The following is a 24959-nucleotide window of genomic DNA, read 5'->3' on the forward strand; positions in this document are numbered from 1 at the left end:
GCCGGCCCGCTCCCCCACCCGGCCACCCAACGGCAGTATTCTGTGGGTGGCCGGGTGGGGGAGCGGGCTGGCACCGTGAAATGCGCTGCGGCGCATTTCCAAACAAACGCTGAAAGCCCAGAACGGGGTAAGAAATTACCAATATGTTGAGGAAGTTTAGGCGTGTTTAGGGGTATTTCGCCCTGAAATTACCCTATCCGGGTAATTCCTAGCGCACCTCTGGCTGTAACGGGCGGCTGAGCAGCGCGTCGATCACGTCGCGGACCGGCGCGCCTTCGAGCAACGCGTTGACCGCTGCGGTCACCGGCATGTCCACCCCCGCATCGCGCGCCGCGACGCGCAGCACCGGGGCCGTGAAGGCGCCTTCGGCCACGGTCCGGCGATCCGCCAGCAGCTCGGATGCGCTGCGCCCCTGCCCCAGCCCGAGCCCGAGCGAGAAGTTGCGCGAATTGGTGGACGAGCAGGTCAGCACGAGGTCGCCCAGCCCCGACAGCCCGGTCAGCGTCTCCGCCTGCGCGCCGCGCGCGAGGCCGAAGCGCGTCATTTCGGCAAAGCCCCGCGCGATCAGCGCGGCACGGGCGTTGAGCCCCAGCCCTGCCCCCTCGACCACACCGCACGCGATGGCGAGCACGTTCTTGACCGCGCCGCCGATCTCCGCCCCGATCACGTCGGCCGAGCCATAGGTACGGAACGCCGGCCCCGCGAGCCGATCGGACAGGCGCGTGCGCAACCCCGCATCCTCGCACGCCAGCGTCACCGCCGTGGGCTTCCCCGCCGCGACTTCGTGCGCGAAGGTGGGGCCAGAGAGCACCGCGATCGGCGCGCGCGGCGCGACCTGGTGCGCGACTTCGCCGACGAGCAGTTGCGTTCCCGCCTCGATCCCCTTGGCGCACAGCACCAGCGGAGTATCCCCCACCGCCGTCTCGGCCAGCACCGCGCGGACATGCTGCGCCGGCGCCACGACGAGCAAGGCGTCGCACTCAGCCAGCGCCCCCAGGCTCCCGGTCGCGCGAATCGACGGCGACAGCGCGACACCGGGGAGGAAGGCGCTGTTCTCCTGCGCGTCGTTGATGCTGCGCACCACCTCGCCCTCGCGCGCCCAGAGCAGCACGGGCGCCCCATCGCGCGCCGCGACCTGTGCAAGCGCCGTGCCCCAGGCACCGCCGCCGATCACGCCGATCTTCATAACTTGTCGCTTCCCGGACAGAGCTGGCTATCAGGAACGGACCGCAGCAGCTGTGGCCCGCGATCTGTCCATTCATATTGAATTGCGCCCGCCAGCTTCGGATCTTCATTTCGCGTGCCCAACGCGACCAGCAACCGGCTGTCGCGCCGATACACGAGCCGGGAGTCCTCGAAACCCGTCTCGCGCTCGACATCACGGGCACGGGAATAACCCCACTCGACGCTTTTCAATCCTGGAATCTGCCAGACTCTGCCGGTCTTCAAATCCAGGATAAGCGGGCAGATCATCCCCGCACCGCAGCCAGCGCGAACGATCTTGTAATGGCCCGCGAAATCCGGCGCGCTCCGGGCATTCTGCCGGATCAGCGTGCGGTAGAGATGCGCATTCCCCCTGCGGACATCCGGCGCCCTTCTCACGCCGCGCCAGTCGGCATCGGCGGGGTATCTGCCAAAGGCATCGGGGCTGAACAGGCTGGCAGCCGACAGGCAATGCCTTGCGGTGGGCCTTGCGCTGGCGGGAATGTCATCGGCGGCCGCCGGCATTGCGACCAGTCCCACCATCATGCCTGCTAGCATCGACTTCATGCCTTCACTCCTGCCCCACGCACCTTTTCCGCATCCGGATCGAGCGGCCAGCGGGGGCGTGCGGGAAAGTCCAGCGGATCGGTGAGCCCGGCGGCGAAGCGTTCGGCCCCGGCCCAGGCGATCATCGCCGCATTGTCGGTGCACAGCCACAGCGGCGGCGCGACGAAGCGCAGGCCGTGTTCGGTGGCGAGCGATTCGAGCGCCCCGCGCACCGCACTGTTCGCCGCCACCCCGCCGGCCACGACCAGCGCGGTCGGGCGCACGCCCTCCAACGCCAGCCGGGTACGATCGACGAGGCAGTCGACCACCGCCTGCTGGAACGAGGCGGCCAGATCCTCCGCGCTATAGTCGCCGACGGCACGCGCGACCGCGCTCTTCAGCCCAGCGAACGAGAAATGCGGCTCGCCCGATCCGACCAGCGGGCGCGGCAGCGGGACCGCGCGGGGATTGCCGCGCTTTGCCGCCGCCTCCACCGCCGGGCCGCCGGGAAAGCCCAGGCCGAGCAGCTTGGCGGTCTTGTCGAACGCCTCACCCGCCGCATCGTCGATCGTGGTCGCGAGCCGGCGATAGGCCCCGACGCCCTCGACCAGCAGCAACTGGCAATGCCCGCCGGAGACGAGCAGGAGCAGATAGGGAAAGGCGAGGTCGCGGTCGCTGAGCCGGGGCGACAGGCCGTGCCCTTCCAGATGGTTGACCGCGATCAGCGGCTTGTTCGCCGCCAGCGCCAGCGCCTTGCCGGTCACCAGCCCCACCATCACGCCGCCGATCAGCCCCGGCCCCGCCGTGGCGGCGATGGCATCGACATCGGCCAGCGTCACGCCCGCCTCGGCCAGCGCGGCCTCGACCAGCGGGGCCAGCACCTCGACATGCGCGCGCGCGGCGATTTCGGGGACAACCCCGCCATAGGGGCGATGCGCGTCGTCCTGGCGCGCCAATTGGTGCGCGCGGATCGTGCCGTCGCTGTCGACCAGTGCCGCCGCTGTTTCGTCGCAGCTCGATTCCAGCCCGAGAATAAGTGCCATCGCTTCCATCTAGGCCGCCGGGGCGCTAGCACAACCCGCCATGTCTTCCGCACCCTCTCTCTTCCGTCTTGGCACCCGTGGGTCGCCGCTCGCTTTGACTCAGGCCCATATGGTGCGCGACGCGCTTGTCGCCGCGCACGGCCTGGCGCCCGACCAAATCGAAATCCACGTCATCCGCACCACGGGCGACCGGGTGCAGGACCGTGCGCTCGCCGAAATCGGCGGCAAGGCGCTGTGGACCAAGGAGCTGGACCGCGCGCTGCTGAGCGGCGAAATCGACTGCGCGGTGCATTCGATGAAGGATGTCGAGACCGTGCGGCCAGAGGCCATCGCCATCGTCGCGATGCTGCCCCGCGCCGATATTCGCGACCGGCTGGTCGGTGCCGAGTCGATCGACGCGCTGCGCCACGGTGCGGTGATCGGCACCAGCTCGCCGCGCCGGGCAGCCCAGCTGCGCAAGCTGCGCCCCGACCTGGAAATCATCCTGTTTCGCGGCAATGTCGATACGCGGCTGGCCAAGCTGGCGGCGGGCGAGGCCGATGCAACGCTGCTCGCCGCCGCCGGGCTGGAGCGGCTGGGACGGCACGATGTCGGCGCCGCGATTCCGATCGACACGATGCTGCCTGCACCCGCGCAGGGCGCCGTGGGGATCGAATGCCGCGCCGACGACACCCATGCTCGCGCGCTGCTGACCGCGATCGACGATCCCCGCACCCATGGCTGTGTGCTGGCCGAGCGCGCGCTGCTGGCGGCGCTCAAGGCCGATTGCCATTCGCCGGTGGGGGCGACGGCAGTGATCGAAGGCGCGATCCTGACGCTGCGCGCCGAATTGCTGAGCGAAGACGGCAGCGAACATGTGTTCGGCCAGATCGAAGGCGCGCCGCTGGACCATGCCGTCCCCGCCGCCCTCGCCGCCGACCTGCTGGCGCGCGCGCCCGAGGGCGTACGGCGGCTGTTCGCCGGATGAGCCGCGCGATCGCCGTGCTGCGCCCGGAGCCCGGCAATGCGGCGACGGCGGCGGCGATCGAAGCGCAGGGCGGGCGCGCGCTGCGCGTGCCGCTGTTCGCGGTCCAGCCGGTCGCGTGGAACGTGCCGGCGGGCGCGTTCGACGCGCTGATCCTGACCAGCGCCAATGCGGTGCGGCACGGCGGGCCGGGGCTTGTGGCGTTGCGCGCACTGCCGGTCCATGCCGTGGGCAGCGCGACGGCGGCAGCGGCGCGGGCGGCGGGATTTGACGTCGTCGCGGTCGGGAGCGCGGATGCGGCAGCGCTGCTGGCCGAGGCCGCGCGGGCGGGCGTGGGCCACGCGCTCCACCTGGGCGGGCGCGAGCGGACGGTGGAAGCGGGCGGAATCGTTGCGGCGGCGGTGACCGTCTATGCGAGCGAACCCATTGACGCGGATGTCAGCCCGCTGGCCGGCGCTGTGGCACTAGTCCAGTCGGCACGCGCGGGCGCGCGGCTGGCGGCGCTGGTCGACGCTGCCGGGCTGGCGCGCGATCGAATCGCGCTGGCGGCGATCAGCCCCCGCGCGGCGGCGGCGGCAGGCGCCGGCTGGGAACAGGTGCGAGTCGCCGCCGACCTGCGCGGCGCGACGCTGATCGACACCGCAATCGCGCTTGGCCGACGCGCTGCCGATTGACCCCGCGCACGCTGGCGCGAATAAGGGGCGCATGAGCGACGCTACCCTATCGCCCGAACCGGCTGCCGAACAGCCGCGTGGCCGGTCGACCCTGGTCCTGAGCGGCCTTGCCTTTGCCGGGGGAATTGCCGTCACGGCGGCGGCGTTCCAGCTGGGCGGCGCGCTGTCTCCGCGCGCCACGACGCCCGCCCCCGTCGCGACGACAGCGGCACCCGTCCCCCAGACTCCGGCGGCACAGGCCAGCACCCTTGCCACGCTGGACGCGCGCGAGGCCGAGCTGTCCGGGCGGCTCGACCAGCTTTCGATGCGGCTGCGCGATACCGAAGGCAGCGCGCGCGCCGCCTCTGGCTATGCGACGCGCGCCGAGCGGCTGATGATCGCCTTTGCCGTGCGGCGCGCGATCGAGCGGGGCCAGCCGCTGGGCCCGCTGGAGGCGCAATTGCGCGCCCGCTTTGGCGACGCGCATGGCGAAGCGGTGGGCGCGATCCTGCGCGCCGCCGCCGAGCCGGTGACGATCGAGGACCTGCGCCTCGCGCTCGATACGATCGCGCCGCGCCTGATCAACGCGCCCGACGACAGCCTGTGGATGCATGTCCGCCGGCTGGTCGGCGACCTGGTGGTGCTGCGCCCCGCCGATGCGCCGAGCCCGCGCGCGTCGGACCGGCTGCGCCGCGCCCGCCGCACGCTGGACGCGGGACAGGTCGAGGCGGCGCTGGGCGAAGTGTCGCACCTGCCCGGCGTGAACGCCGCCGGCAGCAGCTGGGTCGCCGCCGCGCGCCGCTTTGTCGCTGCGCGCCACGCCCTTACCGAAATCGAGCAGGCAGCGATCGAGGCCCCCCTCGCCACGCCGCCGCTGGAGCCGCCGGTGGCAACCACGCCCGGCACCTGAGAGGATTGATCTGATGGCGACGATGGGCCGGTTCGACTGGCAGGACCCGTTCGGGCTGGACGCACAGCTGACCGACGAAGAGCGGATGGTACAGGGTGCCGCACGCAATTATGCGCAGGGCGAGCTGTTGCCGCGCGTGACCAGCGCGTTCCTGGAGGAGCGGTTCGACCGGGCGATCATGGCGGAAATGGGCGCGCTGGGGCTGCTGGGCCCGACGATTCCAGAAAGCTATGGCGGCGCAGGGCTCGGCTATGTCGCCTATGGGCTGGTCGCGCGCGAAGTCGAGCGCGTCGATTCTGGCTATCGCTCGGCGATGTCGGTGCAATCCAGCCTCGTGATGCACCCGATCCATGCCTATGGCACCGAGGAGCAGAAGCGCAAATTCCTGCCCCGCCTCGCGACCGGCGAGTGGATCGGCTGTTTCGGGCTGACCGAGCCCGATGCGGGTTCCGACCCCGGCGGCATGCGCACCCGCGCCGAGAAAGTGGACGGCGGATACCGGATCACCGGCGCCAAGATGTGGATCACCAATTCCCCCATCGCCGACGTGATGGTGGTGTGGGCCAAATCCGACGCGCATGGCGGCGCGATCAAGGGTTTCGTGCTGGAACGCGGCATGAAGGGGCTGACCACGCCCAAGATCGAGGGCAAGCTGAGCTTGCGCGCATCGATCACCGGCGAGATCGTGATGGACGGCGTCGAAGTGGGCGAAGACGCGCTGCTCCCCCATGTCGAGGGGCTTAAAGGGCCGTTCGGCTGCCTCAACCGTGCGCGCTATGGCATTGCCTGGGGCACGATGGGCGCGGCGGAGGCGTGCATGGCGCAGGCGCGGCAATATACGCTGGACCGCCAGCAGTTCGGTCGCCCGCTGGCGGCGACCCAGCTGGTGCAGCTCAAGCTGGCCGACATGGAGACCGAGATCGCGCTGGGGCTTCAGGCGGCGCTGCGCTGTGGCCGGATGTTCGACGACGGCACGCTGAGCCCCGAGGCGATCAGCATCATCAAGCGCAACAATTGCGGCAAGGCACTCGCCATCGCCCGCACCGCGCGCGACATGCACGGCGGCAACGGCATTTCCGCCGAATTCCATGTGATGCGCCACGCGATCAACCTGGAAACGGTCAACACCTATGAAGGCACGCACGACGTCCATGCGCTGATCCTGGGGCGGGCGATCACGGGGATCGCCGCGTTCTGATGGTGCCGGATCGGCAACCGGTGCTGGAGGGCGATTTGGTCCGGCTGCGCCCGCTGGCGGCGGCGGACTGGGACGCGCTCTATGCGGTGGCGTCCGATCCGCTGATCTGGGAACTGCATCCCGCAAAGGACCGCTGGCAGGAAAGCGTGTTCCGCCAGTTCTTCGCCGATGCGCTGGCATGCGGCGGGGCGCTCGCGATCGAGGACAAGGCGACGGGCGCAGTCATCGGATCGAGCCGCTATGATTGCCATGTGCCCGAGGACGACGAGATCGAGATCGGCTGGACCTTTCTCGAGCGCGCCTATTGGGGCGGGACGTACAACCGCGAAGTGAAGCGGTTGATGCTCGACCATATCCACCGCTTCGTCGGCTCGGTCGTGTTCATCGTCGGAAAGGACAATCTGCGCTCGCGCGGGGCGATGGCGAAGATCGGCGGCACGCTGGTTCCCGGGCGGCACCATCGCGGCGGCGGCAAGCTGTTCCCGGACCATGTCGTGTACGAAATCCGCCGCCCGTGAAGCCACTGGCGGGCATCAAGGTTGTGGAACTGGCGCGCATCCTGGCGGGGCCGTGGTGCGGGCAGTTGCTGGCGGATCTGGGCGCCGACGTGGTCAAGGTCGAGCGGCCCGGCGCGGGGGACGACACGCGCCATTGGGGGCCGCCGTTCCTCCACGATGCCGAGGGCCAGAACCGCGATGCGGCCTATTTCCATGCGTGCAACCGGGGCAAGGCGAGCGTTGCGATCGACATCGCCACGCCGCAGGGCCAGGCGGCGGTGCGCGCGCTGCTGGCCGATGCCGATGTCGTGATCGAGAATTACAAGGTCGGCGGGCTGGTCAAATACGGCCTCGATCCCGCAACGCTGCGCGCCGACTTCCCCCGGCTGGTGGTGTGTTCGATCACCGGGTTCGGCCAGACCGGGCCCTATGCCGCGCGCGCCGGCTATGACTTCATCATCCAGGGGATGGGCGGCGCGATGAGCCTGACCGGCGAGCCCGATGGCCCCCCGCAGAAAGCGGGCATCGCCTATGCCGACATCTTCACGGGGGTATATTCAGCAGTCGCGATCCTCGCGGCGCTGCGGCGGCGCGACGTCACGGGCACGGGCGCGCATATCGACATGGCGCTGCTCGATACGCAGGTGGGCGTGCTCGCGAACCAGGCGCTCAACTGGATGGCGAGCGGCGCGGTGCCGCACCGGATGGGCAATGGCCACGCCAATCTGGTGCCGTACCAGGCCTTTGCCTGCAGCGACGGCGAGCTGATCGTGGCAGTCGGCAATGACGGCCAGTTCCGCAAGCTGTGCGCGATCCTTGGCCTGCCGCTCGCCGACGATCCGCGATTCGCCACCAATCCGGCGCGCGTCACGCATCGCGACGCGCTGATCCCCCTGCTTGCCCGCGCGATCCTCGATTGGCGCAAGGCCGATCTGTACGAGGCACTGGAGGGCGAAGGCGTCCCCGCCGGGCCGATCAACCGGCTGGACGAAGTGTTCGCCGACCCCCAGGTGATCGCACGCGGCATGGCGATCGTGCGCGAGGGCGTGCCGGGGCTCGCCAGCCCGATCGTGATCGACAGCGAACGGATGGTATCTGCGCAGTGCAGCCCGAAGCGGGCGGACGCCGACTGACCGTGCAGCGCTTGCGGATCGCGATTGCCGGGTGCGGGACCGCCGGGCTTGCCGCTGCGCTGCTGCTGCACCGCGACGGGCATGACGTGGTGCTGTTCGAGCGATTCGACGCAGCGGGGCCGGTCGGGTCCGGGCTGATGCTCCAGCCGACCGGGCTGGCGGTGCTGGCGACGCTGGGGCTCGCCGAGGACGCCATTGCCCGTGGTGCGCGGATCGACCGGTTGTTCGGCAGCGCAGGGCGGAGCGGGCGCACCGTGCTCGACGTGCGCTATGCGGCGCTGGGGCGCGGCGACCGGTTTGGCGTGGGCATCCATCGCGGCGCGCTGTTCGCGGTGCTGCACGATGCCGTGGTGGCGGCGGGAATCGAGATCCGCACCGGGCATGCCGTGACTGGCACCCTGCGCGAGGGCGACGCGCGGCGGCTGGTGTTTGCCAAGCAGCCTGCATCCGAGCGATTTGCGCTGGTGATCGACGCTATGGGCGCCCGCAGCGGCCTCGCCGCCCAGCCGAGCCGCCCGCTGCCCTATGGTGCGCTCTGGACGACGGTGCCTTGGCCGGGCGACGATTTCGATGCGCAGGCGCTGCAACAACGCTATCGCGGGGCCAGCGTGATGGCGGGGGTGCTACCGGTGGGGCAGGCGCCCGGTGCTGCGGGCAGCCATGCCGCCTTCTTCTGGTCGCTCCGGGGCGATCGGCTCGCGGCATGGCACGATGCTGGGCTGGAAGCGTGGAAGCGCGAGGTCACCACGCTATGGCCCGAAACGGCGGAAATGCTCGCCGGCATCACCGATCCCGCGCAGCTCACCTTCGCGCGCTATGCCCATCGCACGCTGCGCGCGCCCGCCGAGCCCGGCCTGATCCATCTGGGCGACGCATGGCACAGCACCAGCCCGCAACTGGGGCAAGGCGCCAACATGGCGCTGCTCGATGCCCATGCGCTCGCGCTTGCGCTGCGCGGCACGAAGACCGTCGACGCGGCGTGCGCGCAGGCGGTGCGGCTGCGGCGGCGCCATGTGCGGCTGTACCAGGCGATGAGCCGGCTGTTCACGCCGGTGTACCAGTCCGACGGACGCGTGCTGCCGTTCCTGCGCGACCGGCTGGTCGGTCCCTTGTCGAAGCGCTGGCCCGCCACCCGGCTCCAGGCGGCGATGGTCAGCGGGCTGGTGGGCAGCCCGTTGGGCGCGCTGGGGCTGGAATAGCTATCCCAGCCGCCGGATCAATTCCTGCGCCGCCGCCGGCGCGCGGACCTTGCCGCCGTGGATGAAGAAGACGAAGGTTTCGCGGGGCGTGGCGGGCGGGGCTTCGTCGGTGACATAGGGCAGGCCTTCGGGGCGGCCTCCCTCGGCCCAGAGGCGCGCGGCGGACTCCCAGCGGGGGAGTTCGGCCTCGGGGTAGCAAAGCGGGTTCTCGTCCTCGCCGGCCTCCAGCCGGGCATAGACGAAGTCGCCGGTGATGTCGGCGATGGCGGGATATTGCGGCGAATCGGCGTAGACGATCGCCACCCCGGCGGCACGGCACATCGCGACGAATTCGGGCACTGCAAAGCTTGCGTGCCGGACCTGGATCGCATGGCGCAGCGCCACCCCGTCCTGCGTGCGGGGGAGCAAATCGAGGAAGGCCTGGAAATCGGGCGCGTCGAATTTCTTGGTCGCCATGAACTGCCAGAAGATCGGCCCCAGCCGGTCGCCCAGCGCGGTCAGCCCCTGCCCCACAAAGCGCTGGACCGATTCGCCCGCCTCGGCCAGCACCTTGCGGTTGGTGACGAATCGGCTGCCCTTGATCGTGAAGACGAAGCCGTCGGGGACGGCGCTTGCCCAGCTCTCGAACGTGGCGGGCTTGAAGCTCGAATAATAGGTGCCGTTGACTTCGATCGCAGTCAGCGCGCGGCTGGCAAATTCCAGCTCACGCTTCTGCGCCAGACCGGGCGGGTAGAAGGTTCCGCGCCACGGTTCGAACGTCCAGCCGCCGATACCGACGCGAATCATGCCCTGTGCCATAAGGCGAGCATAGCGCGGCGGCGGGGGTGGGGCGACTATCCTTGCGCGTGTGGGGGATGGGGCCGCCTGAGGTCCCGGCTTTCGCCGGGATGACGGCTGGTTCAGCGCACGCGCGACCAGGTCTGGGCCTTGCAGATCAGGCCGAACAGCACGCAGCCCTGGCCGACCATCTGGTTGGCGCCCTGGAACCGGATCGTGCCGGCGAAGGTCTTCTGGATATCGGGTACGTACACCTTGCCCTTCCAGCTGCCGTTGCCGGTGGGCTTGAGGTTGCGGAACAGCGTGGTGCCGATCAGCTGGTCCGCGCCGCCGCGCTTGGCGTCGGCGATCGCCTTGGGGCTGGCCCAGCTGACCACGCCGCACAATTCCGTGCCGCAGCGATCGAGCCGGATATGCACGCTGTTGCTGGGATTGCGCCATTCGCTGGCGATCGGCGCGGCCATCGGCTCGTCCGACGCAGCGGCCGGCAGCGCGGCGAACGGAGACGCCAGCAATGCCAGCGCAATCAGCTTGGAAAGAATCGAACGCATATACCTAAACCCTTGTCAGACGCCGTTATTCGCCAGTGCCGATGGCACTGTGGTGGCGACATTGTGTCAAAGGAGGCCTGGTCCCCGCCGGGTCTCTTGCTGGGGACGATCTGGAAATCCGGAGGGCCCTCCGCAAGGGGCAGTTTCGGAAACGCAGCGTTCGATGCGGCGCTCAGGGCGCGATTCGCGTCCAGGTCTGGCTCTTGCAGATCGCGCCGAACAGCACGCATCCCTTGCCGAGCAGCCGGTCCTTGTCGAGCCGGGTCACCGTGCCGAAAAAGGTCTGGTTGATGTCGGGCACGTACACGCGCCCGCGCCACGTGCCGGGCTTCACTTCCTCGAAATCGCGGAAGATCTGGGTGCCGATCAGCGGCTCCTTCGCGCCCTTGAGCGCATCCGCTTTGGCCTTTTCGCTCGCCCAGACGACGGTGCCGCACATCGCCGCTCCGCACGCCGAGAAGCGGATATGCACCGATCCGCTGGGGTTGCGCCACACGTCTTCGGGCGGCGGCGGCGCGGCGGCGCCGGTCAGCGCGGCGACGATGCCGAAACCCAGGATGAGGCGTGCAATTGGCTTCATGGCAATCTCCCTGTCCCGCTCTCTATAGCGGAATTCCGGCAATCGGAACCACCCCACGGGTGTGTGACTCACCCCCCGATCAGCGCCGCCAGATCGATCAGCGCGCGCGGCACCGACAGCCCCAGCGTCACCGCGACATAGCGCGGGACCCAGTCGGGCGCGAACTTGCTCTTGTAGCTTCGCAGCCCGGAAAAGCCGTAGAGCCGCTCGCCATGGCCATAGACGGCGGCGCCCAGCCGCGACCAGACCGGCGCCAGCGGCCCATCGTTTAGCCCCGACAGCGGCGCCATGCCGAGGTTGAATCGCGCAAACCCCTGTTCGGCGCCATATTGGAACAGCCGCACGAACAGCAGGTCCATCGCGCCATAGGGCGTATCGGGGACGTGGCGCATCAGATCGACCGAGATTTCCTCGCGATTGGGCGTCTCCCAGATATTGGCGAAGGCGACGATCCGCCCCTCCAGCCGCAGCACCGCGCAATCGAACCGGGCGAGATAGGCCATGTCGAACCGGCCCAGGCTGAATCCCTTTTCCGCGCCCGGCTTGCGCTGGAGCCAGGCGTCGGAGACGGCGCGGAGGGCCTCGGCGTGCGACGGCACCTGATCGGCGGGAATCACGTCGAAGCTGAGCCCCGCCCCCGCCGCACGATTGATCGAATGGCGCAGCGACTTGTACGCCGGCCCCTTCAGGTCGAAGCCATGGGTAAGGTCGACGATCGCCTCGTCGCCATATTTCATCGGCTGGAGCCCCAGGCTGACGATCAGCGGCAGCATTTCGGTGCTGACCTGGAACAGGCACAGCCGCCCACGCGCGGCATCGCAGCGGCGGCGCAGCTCCCATACCAGCTCGGGCCACGCCTCTATGGGGCCGACCGGATCGCCCATCGCGATCCAGGTGCGCCCCTGGACGCGGTACATCAGGAAGGCGTCGCCATCGGTGGAGACCAGGAAGCTCTTGTCGCCGGTATAGGCCAGCATCGCATCGGCGCGGCCCGTGTCCGCCATCGCGCGGATGGCGACCGCCTCGGGCACGTCGGTGGCCGGGGCCACGGCGGGCGCCGCCGACATCAGCCGCCATAGCGCCCAGCATCCGACCAGCACCGTGGCGCCGAGCGTCGCGCGCAGGAAGCGCGGGGCATTGCCGCGCCAGGCGAAATCCCACCACAGTGCCTGCGAATAGGGCACATGCTTATAGGCGAAGAACCCCGCCCAGGCGCTCAGTGCAATCGCGATGAGCGCGGCGGCCCACCACCAGCTCGCGATCGGCGCCCCGGCGATGCCGGCGCGGCGGTAAAAGGCCGGCTTGCTGAACTGGAGCAGCCCGGCAAAGCCGAGCAGGACGAATGCCTCCTCGTAATCGAAGCCTTTGAGCACCGAAAACAGCGCCCCCGCGATCATCAGCGCGCGCGCGGCGTGGAACCCGCTTTTCAGCCGCGCCTGCACCGCCGGGGCGATCAGCAACAGCGCCGTGCCGATCAGGCTGCCGGCGAAGTGCGAGGTCTCGACGAACTGCAGCGGCACCAGCTCCCGCACCGAGATCATGCGATCGTGCAGCGCAGGCAGCGCGCCCGACACCAGCAGCATCAGCCCCGCGCCGAACACGAGCGCCGCCAGCAGCGACGGCGCCAGCGCGCGGGTCAGCCGACCCGCCACGGTCAGCCCCAGCGTGAGCGGACGGCGCAGCCGCCGCCCCTCGATCGCCGCCAGCGCCACGCCGGCAACGGCAAGCGGGAAGACATAATAGACGAGCCGGTACAGCAGCAGCGCCGCGAACAGATCGGTCCGGTCGATCGGCACCAGCGCGAGGATCGTCGCCTCGAACACCCCCACCCCGCCCGGCACATGGCTGAGCAACCCGACCAGGATGGCGAGCGCATAGGCGAGGAAGAACGGCCCCAGCCCGACCGAGGCGGCGTTCGGGACGAGTACCCACAGCGCGGCGGACGCGCAGGCGAGGTCGGCGGTGGAGACCGCGATCTGCGTCACCAGCAGGCGGCGCCCTGGAATCGGCACGCTGGCATCGCCCAGCCGGATCGACCGTGCCGCCCGCCCCCGCGCGACGATCAGCACCGCGAACAGCGCCAGCGCTCCCGCGCCGAGCAACCGCTGCACGCCGACGCTGCCGACGAATCCGGCGATGTGGAGCGGCACGGGATCGACCAGCAGCGCAAAGGCCGTGGTGACCAGGATGCCGCCCCAGAAGGTGCTCGACGCGATCAGCGTGACGCGCGCGACATCGGCGAACTCAAGTCCCGCCGCCGAATAGACGCGCAGCCGCGCCGATCCGCCGGTGAGCAGCGACAGGCCCAGATTGTTGCTGAGCGTATAGCTGGTGAACGATGCCAGCGCCGCCGTGCGCCAGGGCAGCTTGCGTCCGATCGTGCGCAGCGCCGCCCAGTCATAGAAGGTCAGCAGGAAATAACTGAGCGCGGTGAAGCCGAGCGCGGCGAGCAGGTGCCCGGTGCCGATCGCGCCCAGCGCGGCGCGGACGTCGCGGAAATGGACTTCGGCGAGCACTGTGCGCAGCGCCTCGAACCCCAGCCATGCCACCACGGCAACGGCCGCAATGGCGAGCGGGCGCCGGAAGCGCCGCACACCGTCCACCAGCCGTCGCGGGCGCGGTGCGGTGTCGCTCAGAGCCGGGTCCAGACCTGCGACTTGCACAGAAATCCTCCTACCAGACAGCCGGCGATGCGCAGCGAATTGGGCGATTCGGCCACGATGTGCGACGAAAAGCTGCGGCCCATATCGGGCACATAGACCGTGCCCGACCAGCGCGTCGGCGCGGTCTGGCGGTAATCCTTGAGCAGCTCGACGCCGATCAGCGTGTTGACTCCGGCTGCGCGCGCGTCCTGCTCGGCCTTTGCCGTCGCCTCGACGATGGTGCCGCAAATCTCTTGGCCGCACGCCGCGATGCGCACGGCGATCGTCCGGGCCGGGTTGCCCCACACGCCGAAGATCGGATCGGCGGCCACCGGCGCGGGTGCCGCCGCGCACAGCAGCAGCGGCGACAGGGCGAGCGATAGGAAACGCTTCATTGGCGAGGCTCCTTGCCTGCGGAAAGCTGGGGCGTGAGCGCGGTCAGCACGGTGCGCACCAGCAGGTCATGGTCGTTGTTGAGGAAATGGCCGCCGGGCAGGACGATGCTACGCACATTGCCCCCGGTCAGCACCGGGCACAGGCTGTCGGGCTCCAGCGCGCCGCGGATGCAGGTGAGCGGCAGCCAGTCGATGCGGTTCGCTTCCTCCGGGCCCGCATCGGGGGTGCCGCGATAGGCGAAGCCCGCCGGGTCGGCGCGGAAATAGGCGGTGCGCCCCGGCACCACCAGCACGGCGGCAGCCACTTTGGCACGCAGATCGGCGGGCAGCGACGCCAGCCCGACGCGGGTGATGTCGGCGCCATAGGACTGGCCGATCAGGATCACGCGCTGCGCGCCGGTCTGGCGCAGCGTGTCGCGCACGGCCTTGGCAAAGATCGCATCGGTCTCCGCCCGCGTGCGGTGCGTGGCAAAGGCAGTGGACGAACTGACGCCCAATACCGGCACCCCGGCATCGGCGAGCCCTGCGGCGATATACGGCCCCATGCCATAGCGCAGGCCCATGTCGCCCGAGAAATAGAGCGCGGCGACCGGCGCGCCGCGATGCTCCATCCCGAACAGACGCACCGGATCGCGATCGAAAAAGCCTGCGCTGGCGTACAACACGACCAGACCGATCGCGATCACGGCCACGAGCCCCGCGACCCAGGCTTTCCAGCGGCGCAGCATCCGGCGATACCAGGAAGGATTGGCGTTCATTCCCCTGCTCCTGCTGCCGGCTTGGCCGCATCGGACACGCGCCCGGTCCGCTCGAGCTTGCCCCAGCCGACCACCCAGCCGCCGATGGCGGAGGCGATCGCGCGCACCACGACCCAGTACATGATCTGGCGATAGACGAAGCGCTGGGCGATCAGCAGGAACACCGGATAGCGGGCGCGATCGCCGTCGAGCCGGTACGCCAGCCGCCCGCACAGCGCATCGATCGTGACGAAGGCCAGCCAGTACGCGCCCATATAGCCGACATCGCCGCTGGTCTGTGCCCAGCCATGCTGGACCACGCGCAGGATCGTGCCGAGGATCGACAGCACCAGCGTCAAGTCGATCAGCGGCGACAGCGCGGCAAAGGCGATCTGGAACACCCATGCCTGGGGCAGGCCGACCAGCGCGAGGCCCGAAGGCTTGCGCGTCCACAGCACCGCGCGGTGCTTCCACAGGCATTGCAGCGTGCCGAACGCCCAGCGATAGCGCTGCTTGGCGAGCGCACGGAACGTCTCGGGCGCCTCGGTCCAGGCGGTGGCGCGCGGGTCATAGGTGACGCGCCAGCCCGCGCGCTGGATCGCGATGGTCAGGTCCTGATCCTCGGCCAGCGTATCTTCGGGGTAACCGCCGACCTGGTCGAGCGCGGCGCGGCGCCACGCCCCGACCGCGCCGGGGATCACCGTCATCGCATCGAACCCGGCAAGCGCGCGGCGCTCGAGATTCTGCGCGGTGATATACTCGATCGCCTGCCAGCGCGTGACGAGGTTGACGCGGTTGCCCACTCGCGCATCGCCCGCCACGGCCCCGATCGCCGGATCGGCGAACCAGCGCGCGAGGCGGCGGATCGTCTCCGGCTCGAACTGGGTATCGGCGTCGAGTGCGATCACGACTTCGCCGGTCGCATCCTGCAACGCGCGGTTGAGCGCCGCCGCCTTGCCGCCATTGACCAACGTGAGCAGCGTGACCCGGGGATCGTCGGCAAAGGCGGCGGCGACCACGGCGCTGGTGCCGTCCTTCGACCCATCGTCCGCGACGATCACCGTAATGTCGGGATAGTCGCTGGCCAGCACGCGACGGACCGAATCGGCGATCACCTTTTCCTCGTTATAGGCCGGGATGATGACCGACACGGTCGGCATATAGACCGGCGGCTCGGGCCGCTGGCGCCGCGCCTGGGCCCAGGCGAGCCCGGCCATCGTCACCGCGCGGCCGATGCCCAGCGCAATCGCGACGAAGAACAGCCAGCCCAGGATCGCCGACAGCGTCGCGAGGATCAGGAAGATGACGACATCGGTGCGCACCGCCAGCAGGTCCGCGCCGCTGACCTTGGGCATCACGTCGTTCTGCGACAGCCCGACGAGCTGCGACACGGGGACGAAGCGATAGCCCTCCGCGCGCAGCGTCGCGATGATCCGGGGCAGCGCGGCCACGGTCTGCGACCGGTCGCCGCCGCCGTCGTGGAGCAGCACGATGTTCTGGGGGTTTTCGGGCGTGGCGCTGTGTATCTGGTCCAGCACCTGCTGGACGATGACGTCCTCGCCCGGCCGCTGCCAGTCATTGGGATCGACGTGGAGCCCGACCACCGTATAGCCCGCCTGTTGCGCGACCAGCGCAGGGGCGATTTCGTCCTGCGTCGTCGGCTCGGCATCGCCGAAATAGGGCGCGCGGAACAGCCGCATCGCCCGCCCGGTATAGGCCTGGACCAGCCGCTGCGTGGCGTTCAGCTCCAGCGTCGTCGTCTGGGGCGAGGACAGTGCGAGATTGGGGTGGGTATAGGTGTGGTTCCCCAGTTCGCCGCCGCCGGCGATGATCCGGTTGAGCAGCCCCGGCTGGGTCAGCGCATTCTCGCCGATCACGAAGAAGGTGCCGGGCACCTTCGCCTTTTCCAGCACGTCGAGGATCTTGGGCGTCCATTCCGGGTCGGGGCCGTCGTCAAAGGTCAGCGCGATCGTCTTTGGCACTGCGCCCGCGCGCTGGACGACATAGGGCGTCGGCAGCGAATCGTAGCGCACGCCGCGAATCATGCGATTCGCGTCGAAGGTCATCGTCCGGTGTCCCTCGGTCGGCGATGCCGTGATTCGCAATATCTCGCCCGTCCCCTCGACGTCGACGTCGAGCGCAGGGCGCAGGCGGGTGAGGTCCGGCACGCCGCCGCTGCGGAACGCGGCGAACGCCTTCCACAGCTCCGGATCCTCGGTGCCCAGCCGCCACATCGCGATATTGCCGATTCCGAGCTGCTTCAGCGCCTGGAGCTGGTTCCACGTCGCCGCCGCATCGAGCATCCAGATATCGTGATGCGCGCCATTCTCGTCATAGGCGAAGCCCGCATTGCCGCTGGCGGGATCGAAGGTGATCGGCGCCTCGCTGTCGTGCGCGGCCAGCCATGCCTCTTCGATCGACAGCGCATCGGCGCCGCCGCCATGCCAGTCATAGGCATAGCTGCCGAGCGCGACGATCAGCCGTTCGGACCCCACTTGGCGCAGCGCCGATTCGACCTGCTGGACCAGCCAGGGCTGCGACGCGATCGGGCCGGGCGTGCCGGTCTGCCAATGTTCGTCATAGGCCATCAGGATCACGCGATCGGCAACCTTGGCAAAGGCGCGTAGATCCCAGTCCGGATCGCCGGCAGGCGCCGTCACCGCGACCACCGCCCCCTTGGGCAGCGCAGCGTTGAGTTCGGCGAGAAACTGGCGATAGCGCGGCAGCGCGGGCGCAGGCAGGCTCTCGAAATCCATCACCAGCCCGGCGGCATGCCGCTGCGCGACAAAGGCGACGAGCTGCTGCACCAGCTTCTGGCGCTGCGCCGGGCTGGCGACCAGCGCGGCGATCCCCTTGCCGTCCCATTCGTCGTCGGTGAGGTTCTGCACCATCGGCAGCACCTTGGGCGCAGTGGGCGCGGCGGCGACGATCGCGTCGAACTGGCGATCGTCGGTGATGTTGAGCTGGTGAGTCGCGCCCGCCACGCTGATCGTCGCCGGGACGACCCAGTCGAGCGCGCCGACATGCTGGCGCAGCGACGCGACACTGGCTTCGTTGCCCGGCACATAAAAGCCGACCGTCAGCGGCGCGTGGCTGTTCTTGCGGCGCAGCGCGGGCAGCCACGAACGGTGCCGCGTCGGCACATGGTCCATGCGCAGCTGCGCGGGCTGTACGCGCCCGAAATTCAGCGGAAGCCCGTTGACGTGCGGCATCGCCACCAGCGTCGTCGCAAAGGCAAGCGCCGCGACGATGATCGCAAGAATGCATGCCGCCGCCGCACGCCGCGCCACGATACCACGCCGACCGGTGGGGTCGAAGAAAACAGGAGAGGACATGCGCGCACTTCGCCAATTGCAAACCGGGAACCGCCCTATCCTAGCCGCGACTGCGCACCATTTAGGTGAGTTACCGATGAATTTTCTGTCATGCAGCGTCCTGACGGACGACTGCATGGGCGCAACATAGCGTGATCTATGCGCGTAACGATACATGCTTAGGGATGCCCCTGACCGGGGCCCGGTGCTTCGCGCCGCTATCGGCTGCGAAGGTCGCTGGAGCGGGCGAAGGGATTCGAACCCTCGACCCCGACCTTGGCAAGGTCGTGCTCTACCCCTGAGCTACGCCCGCTCTGGCGTCTTGCCCGGTCGGACCGGGCTGGGTGAGGCGCGGCCACTAGCACCGGCTTTTCGGGTCCGCAACCCCATAATCGCACTTTTGGAAAAGGCTTGGCGCTTTGCGCGGAAACCCCCACATAGCCGCCGAACCCGGATCACCGCTTTAGCCCCCGTGAAGGAGCCGCGCCTTGGCCACGCTTGGAATGACCCCCGCCGAGAAGGAAGCCGTCGACGCATTCCGCCGCGATATCGTCGAGCCTTCGATGACCAGCCTGGTCATCATCGATTTCTGGGCCGAATGGTGCGGGCCGTGCAAGGCGCTGACTCCCGTGCTGGAAAAGGTCTCCGCCGATTACGCCGCCAAGGGCGTGAAGCTGGCCAAGGTCGATGTCGACGCGAATCAGTTCATCGCGGCGCAGTTCCAGGTGCGATCGATCCCGACCGTCTATGCGATGTTCCAGGGCCAGCTGGTCGCCGACCTCACGTCGGCGCGCACCGAGACGCAGCTGCGCACCATGCTCGACCAGATCCTGCGCCAGCTGCCGCTGGAGAGCGAAGCGACGAGCATCGAAGCCGAGCTGGAGCCGCTGATCGCGATGGGCGAGCAGGTGCTGCAGGAAGGCGACGCCGCGCGCGCGCTGTCGGTGTTCGACCAGCTTGCCGAAATGGCGCCCGACCATGCGCAGGTCGCGGCAGGGCGCGTGCGCGCGCTGGTGGCGCTGGGCCGGACCGACGAGGCCGAGGCCGCGCTGGCGGCGCTGCCCGAGGATGCGGCCAAGGCTCCCGAAATCGAGCGCGCCCGCGCCGCGCTGTCGATCGCCAGGGAGGCCCAGCCGGTAGAGGACCTGTCGAGCCTCGCCGCGCAGGCCGCCGCGACCGGCGACATGGATGCGCGCTATGAACTGGCCGGCGGGCAGATGGCGGCGGGCGACCGCGATGCCGCCGCCGCGACATTGCTGGCGATGATCGCCGAGGACCGGACGTGGAACGAAGGCGCGGCGCGCCAGCGGCTGCTGACGCTGTTCGAGGCGGTCGGGCTGGAAGACCCCTGGGTTTCGGCGCAACGGCGCAAGCTGTCCGCGATCCTGTTCGGATGACGGCGACGCGGCTGTCGGTGTTCCCGCTGGGCGGGGCGCTGCTGTTCCCCCGGATGCACTTGCCGCTGCACATCTTCGAGCCGCGCTATCGTTCGATGGTGTCGGACGCACTGGCGCGCGACCGGCGCATCGGCATGGTCCAGCCGCGCGACGCAGGCGATCCGCCGGCGCTGTTCGATGTCGGCTGCGTCGGGCGAATCGCCGAAGTCGAGGCCTTGTCCGACGGGCGATTCGACATCGTGCTCGAAGGTCTGGCCCGATTCACCATCGTGCGCGAGCTCGACGTGACGACGCCATTCCGCCAGGTCGAGGCGATGCTGGAGCCGGTAGGCGATGGCGGCATATTGCCGATGGCCGACCGCGCCTCGCTGGAAATGGAATCGCGCCGCTTTGCCGACAGCCAGGGCTATGCCGTGGACTGGGAAGCGGTGACGCGGCTGGACGACGAATCGCTGGTCAACGGCATCGCCCAGATCGCGCCGTTCGACATCGCCTCCAAACAGGCGCTGCTCGAAGCCGATTCGCTGCGCGACCGGGCGGAACTGATCGTTCAGTTGATGCAATTTTTCGGTCGCCACGGCGATGAGGGAGCCACGCTGCAATGATCGACCCGTGGCTGCTCGACAAGCTGGTCTGCCCGGTCACGCGGACCAGGCTGCGCTATGACGAAGCGGCGCAGGAACTGGTGTCGGACGAGGCCGGGCTCGCCTATCCGGTGCACGAGGGCGTGCCGGTGCTGCTGGCCGAGGCGGGGCGGCGGGTGACGCCGGAGGCTGTGCCGGACGCCAGCTGAATAAACAAACGGCGCCTTACGCTAGCCTCCTCCGCTTTTGGCGGAGGAGCAGGACGTTCAGGCCATTTCGCCCTGCAACAACTTGGGCACGTCGCCGCTTTCGCCGCGGGCCTCCGCCATGAACATGCGCTTGAGCGGCGGGATGCGATCCACCGCCGAGAGGCCGAAGCGGCGCACCGATGCGGCGGTCTTGCCCGGAATGCCGAACAGCCGGGTGAGCCCGTCGGTCGCCAGCGCGACCGAGAAGGTGTCTAGCCCGCGCCAGCGCTGATAGCGCGCGAGCAGCTGCGGGTCGCCCAGGTCCATCCCCAGCCTTTTGCCGTCGACGAGCACCTCGACCAGCGTCGCCACGTCGCGGAAGCCGACATTCACGCCCTGCCCCGCGATCGGATGGATGCCGTGCGCCGCATCGCCGACCAGCGCCAGGCGATTCGCCGTGATCCAGGCGGCATGGTGGAAGCCCAGCGGATAGCTGGTCCGCGCCGACAGGTTGCTGAGCGTGCCGAGGAACCCGCCCATCCGCTTGTCCAGCTCGGCCAGATAGGCGCGCTCCGAAATGCGCAGCATCGGCGAGGCCTCATCGGCATCGACTGTCCACACGATCGCCGAGCGATGGCCATGGGCATCGTCGAGCAGCGGCAGGATCGCGAACGGCCCCTTGGGATAGAAGATCTCGAACGCGATATTCTCGTGGCTGCGCTCATGGTTGATCGTCGCGATCATCGCGGCGTGATCATAGGTCCAGCGCGCGACCTTGAGCCCCGCACTCTCGCGCGTCGGCGAATTGCGCCCCTCCGCGGCAATGAGCAGCGATGCGCGCATGGTGGCGCCCGAATCGAGCTGTGCGGTCACGCCGAATTCGCCGCGCTCGACCGACAGCGCGCGCGTCTGCATCCGCATATCGGCGCGCGGCGCGGCCACTGCCGCCTCGTACAGCGCGGTGCGCAGCACGCGGTTCTCGAACATATGGCCGAGCGCCGTCTCGCCTTCGCCCGGCGCGAAATCCAGCTTGCCGGGTTCCAGCCCATCGGACACGCGGATGCCCTGGATCGGGCACCCCTTGCCTGCCAGCCGTTCGCTGACGCCGATTGCCTCGAACATGCGCATCGGCGCGCTGGCGATCGCCGAGGCGCGGCCGTCATGGCCGGGGGCGAGGATGGTTGCCGGATCGGCGGGATCGACGACGATCGAGGTCAGGCCATGGGCATCGAGCGCGACCGCAAGCGCGCTCCCGACCAGGCCGCCGCCGAGGATGAGGACATCTGCGCTTTCCATTCGCCGTCTTTAGCACGGCAGTGGCCGGGCACCAGCCTTGACGCGGGACTCGCCACAGGCGATGCTTTCTCCCACACCCCTGAAAATCTGGAGGCTGGGCATGGCGACCCGGGCACAACCGTCGCAGTTCCGCGACACGATGAAGGCCGGCGCCCGGCGCAGCGGCGCAGTGATCGCGGGGACTCTGGTGTTCCTGGCGACGATCGCGATCGTCCTCGCGCTGCTGACCTATCATTCGCAGGACCCGTCGCTGAACACCGCGTCGGGCGGGCCGGTGCGCAACCTGCTGGGGCTGATCGGCGCCTGGGTGGCCGATGCGCTGCTCGCCACGCTGGGGCTGCCGGTGGCGCTGATCGCGCCGGTCGGGCTGATCGTCGCGAACCGGCTGTGGCTGGATCGGCCGCTCGGCAACTGGGCGGGGATGCTGCGCGGCGTCGTGATCGGCGTGGTGCTGATGGCGGCGGCGCTGGCGTTCTTTTCGAGCGATGCGGTGCTGTGGCTGGTCGGAGGCTGGGGCGGCGTGATCGGACTGACGATCGCGGGTGCGTTCAACTGGGCGATCGGATTCGCCGGCGATCCGGTGATCGGATTCTGGGCCGGGCGCGGCCTGGGGCTGGTGTTCGGGCTGGCCGGGCTGTGGATCTGGGCGCGCAGCCTGGACTTTTCGCTGCCCGAGCGCGGCATCCGGCTGCCCAGCCTGCGCGGGATGGGCAAGCCGTCGTTGCTGGGCGCCCCCGAGCCGCGCGACCTGCGCGAGCCCCGCGACCTGCCCGAGATGCGCGAGCCACGCGAACCGCGCAAAGTGGTGGTGCCCGACAATCGGCCCGGCCCCGTCATCGCCGATCGCGGTATCTCCCCCGCCCCCGCCAAGACCAAGTCGCCGCAACAGAGCAGCCTGGATTTCAAGGACGCCTATACCGCGCTGCCCCCGCTCGACCTGCTCAAGCCCGCACCGGCCAACACCAATCCCATGGTCGACAAGGCCGCGCTGGAGCGCAACGCCCGGCTGCTCGAAAGCGTGCTCGACGATTTCAACGTCAAGGGCCAGATCGTCGAGGTCCGCCCCGGCCCGGTGGTGACGATGTACGAGCTGGAGCCCGCCCCCGGGATCAAGGCCAGCCGCGTCATCCAGCTGGCCGACGACATCGCCCGCAACATGAGCGCGATTTCCGCGCGCGTCGCGACGATTCCCGGCCGCAGCGTGATCGGCATCGAGCTGCCCAATGCCAAGCGCGAATCGGTGAACCTGCACGAGCTGATCGGCAGCCAGAGCTTCGAGGACCAGGGCGCCAGCCTGCCGCTGGTGCTGGGCAAGAACATCGCCGGCGATCCGGTGATCGCCGATCTGGCGCCAATGCCGCACCTGCTGGTCGCGGGCACCACGGGATCGGGCAAGTCGGTTGGGCTCAACTGCATGATCCTGTCGCTGCTCTACCGGCTGACCCCGGACCAGTGCCGCATGATCATGATCGATCCCAAGATGCTCGAACTCAGCATGTACAAGGGCATCCCGCATCTGCTGGCCGACGTCGTGACCGAACCGGCCAAGGCCGTGCGCGCGCTGAAATGGGCAGTCGAGCAGATGGAGGACCGCTATCGCATGATGGCGAGCGTCAACGTCCGCAGCCTGGCGAGCTATAACGACAAGGTCCGCCAGGCAAAGGCCAAGGGGCAGAAGCTGGGGCGCAAGGTCCAGACCGGCTATGACGCCGACACCGGCAAGCCGATCTATGAGGAAGAGACGCTCGACCTCCAGGCGCTGCCGCAGATCGTGGTGATCGTCGATGAGCTGGCCGACCTGATGATGACGGCGGGCAAGGAAGTGGAGTTCCTGATCCAGCGGCTCGCGCAAAAGGCGCGCGCGGCGGGCATTCACCTCATCATGGCGACGCAGCGCCCGTCGGTGGACGTCATCACCGGCGTCATCAAGGCGAACCTGCCGACGCGAATCAGCTTCCACGTCACGTCCAAGATCGATTCGCGCACCATCCTGGGCGAACAGGGCGCCGAACAGCTGCTGGGCAAGGGCGACATGCTCTACATGCCCGGCGGCAAGCAGCTGGTGCGCGTGCACGGGCCGTTCGTCAGCGACGACGAAGTCCAGGCGGTGTCCGATTTCTGGCGCGCGCAGGGTGAGCCCGACTACATCACCGCCGTCACCGAAGAGCCCGAGGATGGCGGCTTCAGCCTGGACGGCGCGCCCGAAGGCGATGATTCGCCCGAGGACCAGCTGTATCGCCGATCGACTCAGCTGGTGGCGGAGAGCCAGAAGGCGTCGACATCGTGGCTGCAACGCCAGTTGCGCGTCGGCTACAACTCGGCGGCGCGGCTGATCGAGCGCATGGAAAAGGACGGGCTGGTCTCGCGCCCCGACCATGTCGGCCGCCGCGAAGTGCTGATGGATACAGACGGGCGGCAGCTCTAAGACGGATCGTTTCGCGCGCGGGCGGGTTCACGCGACATTCAAGCCGCCCCCGCCAAGGGCGCTGCCCAGTTATCGGAGAAGACCCACGTGTTTGCACGTCCCCTCGCCCTGACTCTCGCGCTTGCCACCCCCGCGCTGGTCGCCGCCGCGCCCGCCCCGGAACTCGCGCAGGTGCAGCAGCACCTGACCAGCGTCACCAGCATGACCGCCGGGTTCAGCCAGACCGATCGCAATGGCCGGGTGGTCACCGGCACGATGACGCTGAAGCGCCCCGGCAAGATCCGCTTCCAGTATGAAAAGGGCGTGCCCCAGCTGATCGTCGCCGACGGCAACAGCCTGTATTTCATCGATTACCAGGTGCGTCAGGTCGAGCGCTGGCCGATCGGCAATTCGCCGCTGGCGGTGCTGCTCAATCCCAAGCGCGACATCACCAAATTCGCCAAGCTGCAGCCCACCGGCGACCCGCGCGTGGTGTCGATCGAAGTCAACGATCCCAACCATCCCGAATATGGCCGGATCACCATGATCTTCCAGAAGAACGCCGCGGCCCCCGGCGGGCTGATGCTCCAGGGGTGGGTCGCGCTCGATTCGCAGAACAATCGCACCACCGTCCGGCTCAGCGGCCAGCAATTCAACACCGCCGTCGCGGACAGCGCGTTCCGCTGGAACGACCCCCGGCCAAAGGGTCCGCGCGGGCGCTGATGCGAGGTCGCAAGGCGCGACGCAG

23 protein-coding genes and 1 tRNA gene are annotated in these 24959 nt (G+C 69.1%); 12 read left to right on the forward strand and 12 right to left on the reverse strand.

Annotation, left to right across the window (positions count from 1 at the left end; genetic code table 11):
- Positions 1 to 208 precede the first annotated feature (208 nt).
- The 3 genes from ACG3SL_RS18925 to tsaD are packed head-to-tail and all read right to left on the reverse strand — an operon-like array spanning position 209 to position 2792.
- Positions 209 to 1186 carry an NAD(P)H-dependent glycerol-3-phosphate dehydrogenase gene (locus tag ACG3SL_RS18925; protein ID WP_448662707.1) on the reverse strand — a complete coding sequence of 326 codons (978 nt, stop codon included), beginning with the start codon at positions 1184 to 1186 and terminating at the stop codon, positions 209 to 211.
- Positions 1183 to 1770, reverse strand: a complete 588-nt coding sequence (locus ACG3SL_RS18930) for a hypothetical protein (protein WP_448662708.1) — start codon at positions 1768 to 1770, stop codon at positions 1183 to 1185. The genes ACG3SL_RS18925 and ACG3SL_RS18930 overlap by 4 nt, the downstream gene beginning before the upstream one ends.
- Complete coding sequence (gene tsaD / locus ACG3SL_RS18935) at positions 1767 to 2792, reverse strand: tRNA (adenosine(37)-N6)-threonylcarbamoyltransferase complex transferase subunit TsaD (RefSeq protein ID WP_448662709.1); 1026 nt, start codon at positions 2790 to 2792, stop codon at positions 1767 to 1769. The genes ACG3SL_RS18930 and tsaD overlap by 4 nt, the downstream gene beginning before the upstream one ends.
- A 40-nt stretch (positions 2793 to 2832) precedes the next feature.
- Here tsaD and hemC point away from each other — a divergent pair, with 40 nt between their 5' ends.
- From hemC to ACG3SL_RS18970, 7 genes are read left to right on the forward strand one after another with little or no spacing between them, the layout of a single operon-like run.
- Positions 2833 to 3759, forward strand: a complete 927-nt coding sequence (hemC, locus tag ACG3SL_RS18940; protein WP_448662710.1) for a hydroxymethylbilane synthase — start codon at positions 2833 to 2835, stop codon at positions 3757 to 3759.
- The gene (locus ACG3SL_RS18945; RefSeq protein ID WP_448662711.1) at positions 3756 to 4430 is read left to right on the forward strand and encodes a uroporphyrinogen-III synthase; all 675 of its coding nucleotides are present in this window, start codon (positions 3756 to 3758) and stop codon (positions 4428 to 4430) included. The genes hemC and ACG3SL_RS18945 overlap by 4 nt, the downstream gene beginning before the upstream one ends.
- Positions 4431 to 4461: 31 nt before the next feature.
- Positions 4462 to 5319 carry a hypothetical protein gene (locus ACG3SL_RS18950; RefSeq protein ID WP_448662712.1) on the forward strand — a complete coding sequence of 286 codons (858 nt, stop codon included), beginning with the start codon at positions 4462 to 4464 and terminating at the stop codon, positions 5317 to 5319.
- 13 nt (positions 5320 to 5332) lie between these two features.
- Positions 5333 to 6517 carry an acyl-CoA dehydrogenase gene (locus ACG3SL_RS18955; RefSeq protein ID WP_448662713.1) on the forward strand — a complete coding sequence of 395 codons (1185 nt, stop codon included), beginning with the start codon at positions 5333 to 5335 and terminating at the stop codon, positions 6515 to 6517.
- The gene (locus ACG3SL_RS18960) at positions 6517 to 7035 is read left to right on the forward strand and encodes a GNAT family N-acetyltransferase (RefSeq protein WP_448662714.1); all 519 of its coding nucleotides are present in this window, start codon (positions 6517 to 6519) and stop codon (positions 7033 to 7035) included. The genes ACG3SL_RS18955 and ACG3SL_RS18960 overlap by 1 nt, the downstream gene beginning before the upstream one ends.
- Positions 7032 to 8147 (forward strand): CaiB/BaiF CoA transferase family protein, encoded by a 1116-nt coding sequence (locus ACG3SL_RS18965; protein ID WP_448662715.1) that lies wholly within the window; start codon positions 7032 to 7034, stop codon positions 8145 to 8147. Before ACG3SL_RS18960 ends, ACG3SL_RS18965 begins: the two co-directional genes overlap by 4 nt.
- Positions 8117 to 9346 (forward strand): FAD-dependent oxidoreductase, encoded by a 1230-nt coding sequence (locus tag ACG3SL_RS18970; RefSeq protein WP_448662716.1) that lies wholly within the window; start codon positions 8117 to 8119, stop codon positions 9344 to 9346. The genes ACG3SL_RS18965 and ACG3SL_RS18970 overlap by 31 nt, the downstream gene beginning before the upstream one ends.
- On the opposite strand, the gene ACG3SL_RS18975 is transcribed toward ACG3SL_RS18970, so the two are convergent.
- The 8 genes from ACG3SL_RS18975 to ACG3SL_RS19010 form a co-directional block, all read right to left on the reverse strand.
- Positions 9347 to 10144: a DUF72 domain-containing protein gene (locus ACG3SL_RS18975; protein ID WP_448662717.1), complete on the reverse strand. Its 798-nt coding sequence runs from the start codon at positions 10142 to 10144 to the stop codon at positions 9347 to 9349.
- 101 nt (positions 10145 to 10245) lie between these two features.
- Positions 10246 to 10674 carry a DUF2147 domain-containing protein gene (locus ACG3SL_RS18980; protein ID WP_448662718.1) on the reverse strand — a complete coding sequence of 143 codons (429 nt, stop codon included), beginning with the start codon at positions 10672 to 10674 and terminating at the stop codon, positions 10246 to 10248.
- 172 nt (positions 10675 to 10846) lie between these two features.
- Entirely contained in the window at positions 10847 to 11254 is a 408-nt protein-coding gene (locus tag ACG3SL_RS18985; protein WP_448662719.1) for a DUF2147 domain-containing protein, read from the reverse strand.
- A 68-nt stretch (positions 11255 to 11322) separates the two neighbouring features.
- Entirely contained in the window at positions 11323 to 13917 is a 2595-nt protein-coding gene (mprF, locus tag ACG3SL_RS18990) for a bifunctional lysylphosphatidylglycerol flippase/synthetase MprF (RefSeq protein WP_448662720.1), read from the reverse strand.
- On the reverse strand, positions 13887 to 14291 hold the full coding sequence (locus ACG3SL_RS18995; protein ID WP_448662721.1) for a DUF2147 domain-containing protein: 405 nt from the start codon (positions 14289 to 14291) through the stop codon (positions 13887 to 13889). Before ACG3SL_RS18995 ends, mprF begins: the two co-directional genes overlap by 31 nt.
- Positions 14288 to 15049 (reverse strand): AcvB/VirJ family lysyl-phosphatidylglycerol hydrolase, encoded by a 762-nt coding sequence (locus ACG3SL_RS19000; RefSeq protein ID WP_448662722.1) that lies wholly within the window; start codon positions 15047 to 15049, stop codon positions 14288 to 14290. The genes ACG3SL_RS18995 and ACG3SL_RS19000 overlap by 4 nt, the downstream gene beginning before the upstream one ends.
- Positions 15046 to 18363: a glycosyltransferase gene (locus ACG3SL_RS19005; protein ID WP_448662723.1), complete on the reverse strand. Its 3318-nt coding sequence runs from the start codon at positions 18361 to 18363 to the stop codon at positions 15046 to 15048. Before ACG3SL_RS19005 ends, ACG3SL_RS19000 begins: the two co-directional genes overlap by 4 nt.
- 217 nt (positions 18364 to 18580) lie before the next feature.
- Positions 18581 to 18655, reverse strand: a tRNA-Gly gene (locus ACG3SL_RS19010).
- 190 nt (positions 18656 to 18845) lie between these two features.
- Between ACG3SL_RS19010 and ACG3SL_RS19015 the strand changes: the two genes are divergently transcribed.
- From ACG3SL_RS19015 to ACG3SL_RS19025, 3 genes are read left to right on the forward strand one after another with little or no spacing between them, the layout of a single operon-like run.
- Positions 18846 to 19739, forward strand: a complete 894-nt coding sequence (locus ACG3SL_RS19015) for a tetratricopeptide repeat protein (RefSeq protein WP_448665172.1) — start codon at positions 18846 to 18848, stop codon at positions 19737 to 19739.
- Positions 19736 to 20344 carry an LON peptidase substrate-binding domain-containing protein gene (locus tag ACG3SL_RS19020; RefSeq protein ID WP_448662724.1) on the forward strand — a complete coding sequence of 203 codons (609 nt, stop codon included), beginning with the start codon at positions 19736 to 19738 and terminating at the stop codon, positions 20342 to 20344. The genes ACG3SL_RS19015 and ACG3SL_RS19020 overlap by 4 nt, the downstream gene beginning before the upstream one ends.
- Positions 20341 to 20532 (forward strand): Trm112 family protein, encoded by a 192-nt coding sequence (locus ACG3SL_RS19025; protein ID WP_448662725.1) that lies wholly within the window; start codon positions 20341 to 20343, stop codon positions 20530 to 20532. The genes ACG3SL_RS19020 and ACG3SL_RS19025 overlap by 4 nt, the downstream gene beginning before the upstream one ends.
- Before the next feature lie 57 nt (positions 20533 to 20589).
- Here the strand turns inward: ACG3SL_RS19025 and ACG3SL_RS19030 are convergent, their stop codons facing one another.
- The gene (locus ACG3SL_RS19030) at positions 20590 to 21807 is read right to left on the reverse strand and encodes a UbiH/UbiF/VisC/COQ6 family ubiquinone biosynthesis hydroxylase (protein WP_448662726.1); all 1218 of its coding nucleotides are present in this window, start codon (positions 21805 to 21807) and stop codon (positions 20590 to 20592) included.
- 100 nt (positions 21808 to 21907) lie between these two features.
- On the opposite strand from ACG3SL_RS19030, the gene ACG3SL_RS19035 reads away from it, so the two are divergent.
- Positions 21908 to 24232, forward strand: coding sequence for a DNA translocase FtsK (locus ACG3SL_RS19035; RefSeq protein ID WP_448662727.1), 2325 nt, complete (start codon positions 21908 to 21910; stop codon positions 24230 to 24232).
- An 87-nt stretch (positions 24233 to 24319) separates the two neighbouring features.
- A complete protein-coding gene (locus tag ACG3SL_RS19040) occupies positions 24320 to 24934 on the forward strand; it encodes a LolA family protein (RefSeq protein WP_448662728.1) in 615 nt (204 codons plus the stop codon).
- The last annotated feature ends 25 nt before the right edge of the window (positions 24935 to 24959 follow it).

It is taken from the genome of Sphingomonas degradans, assembly GCF_053502645.1.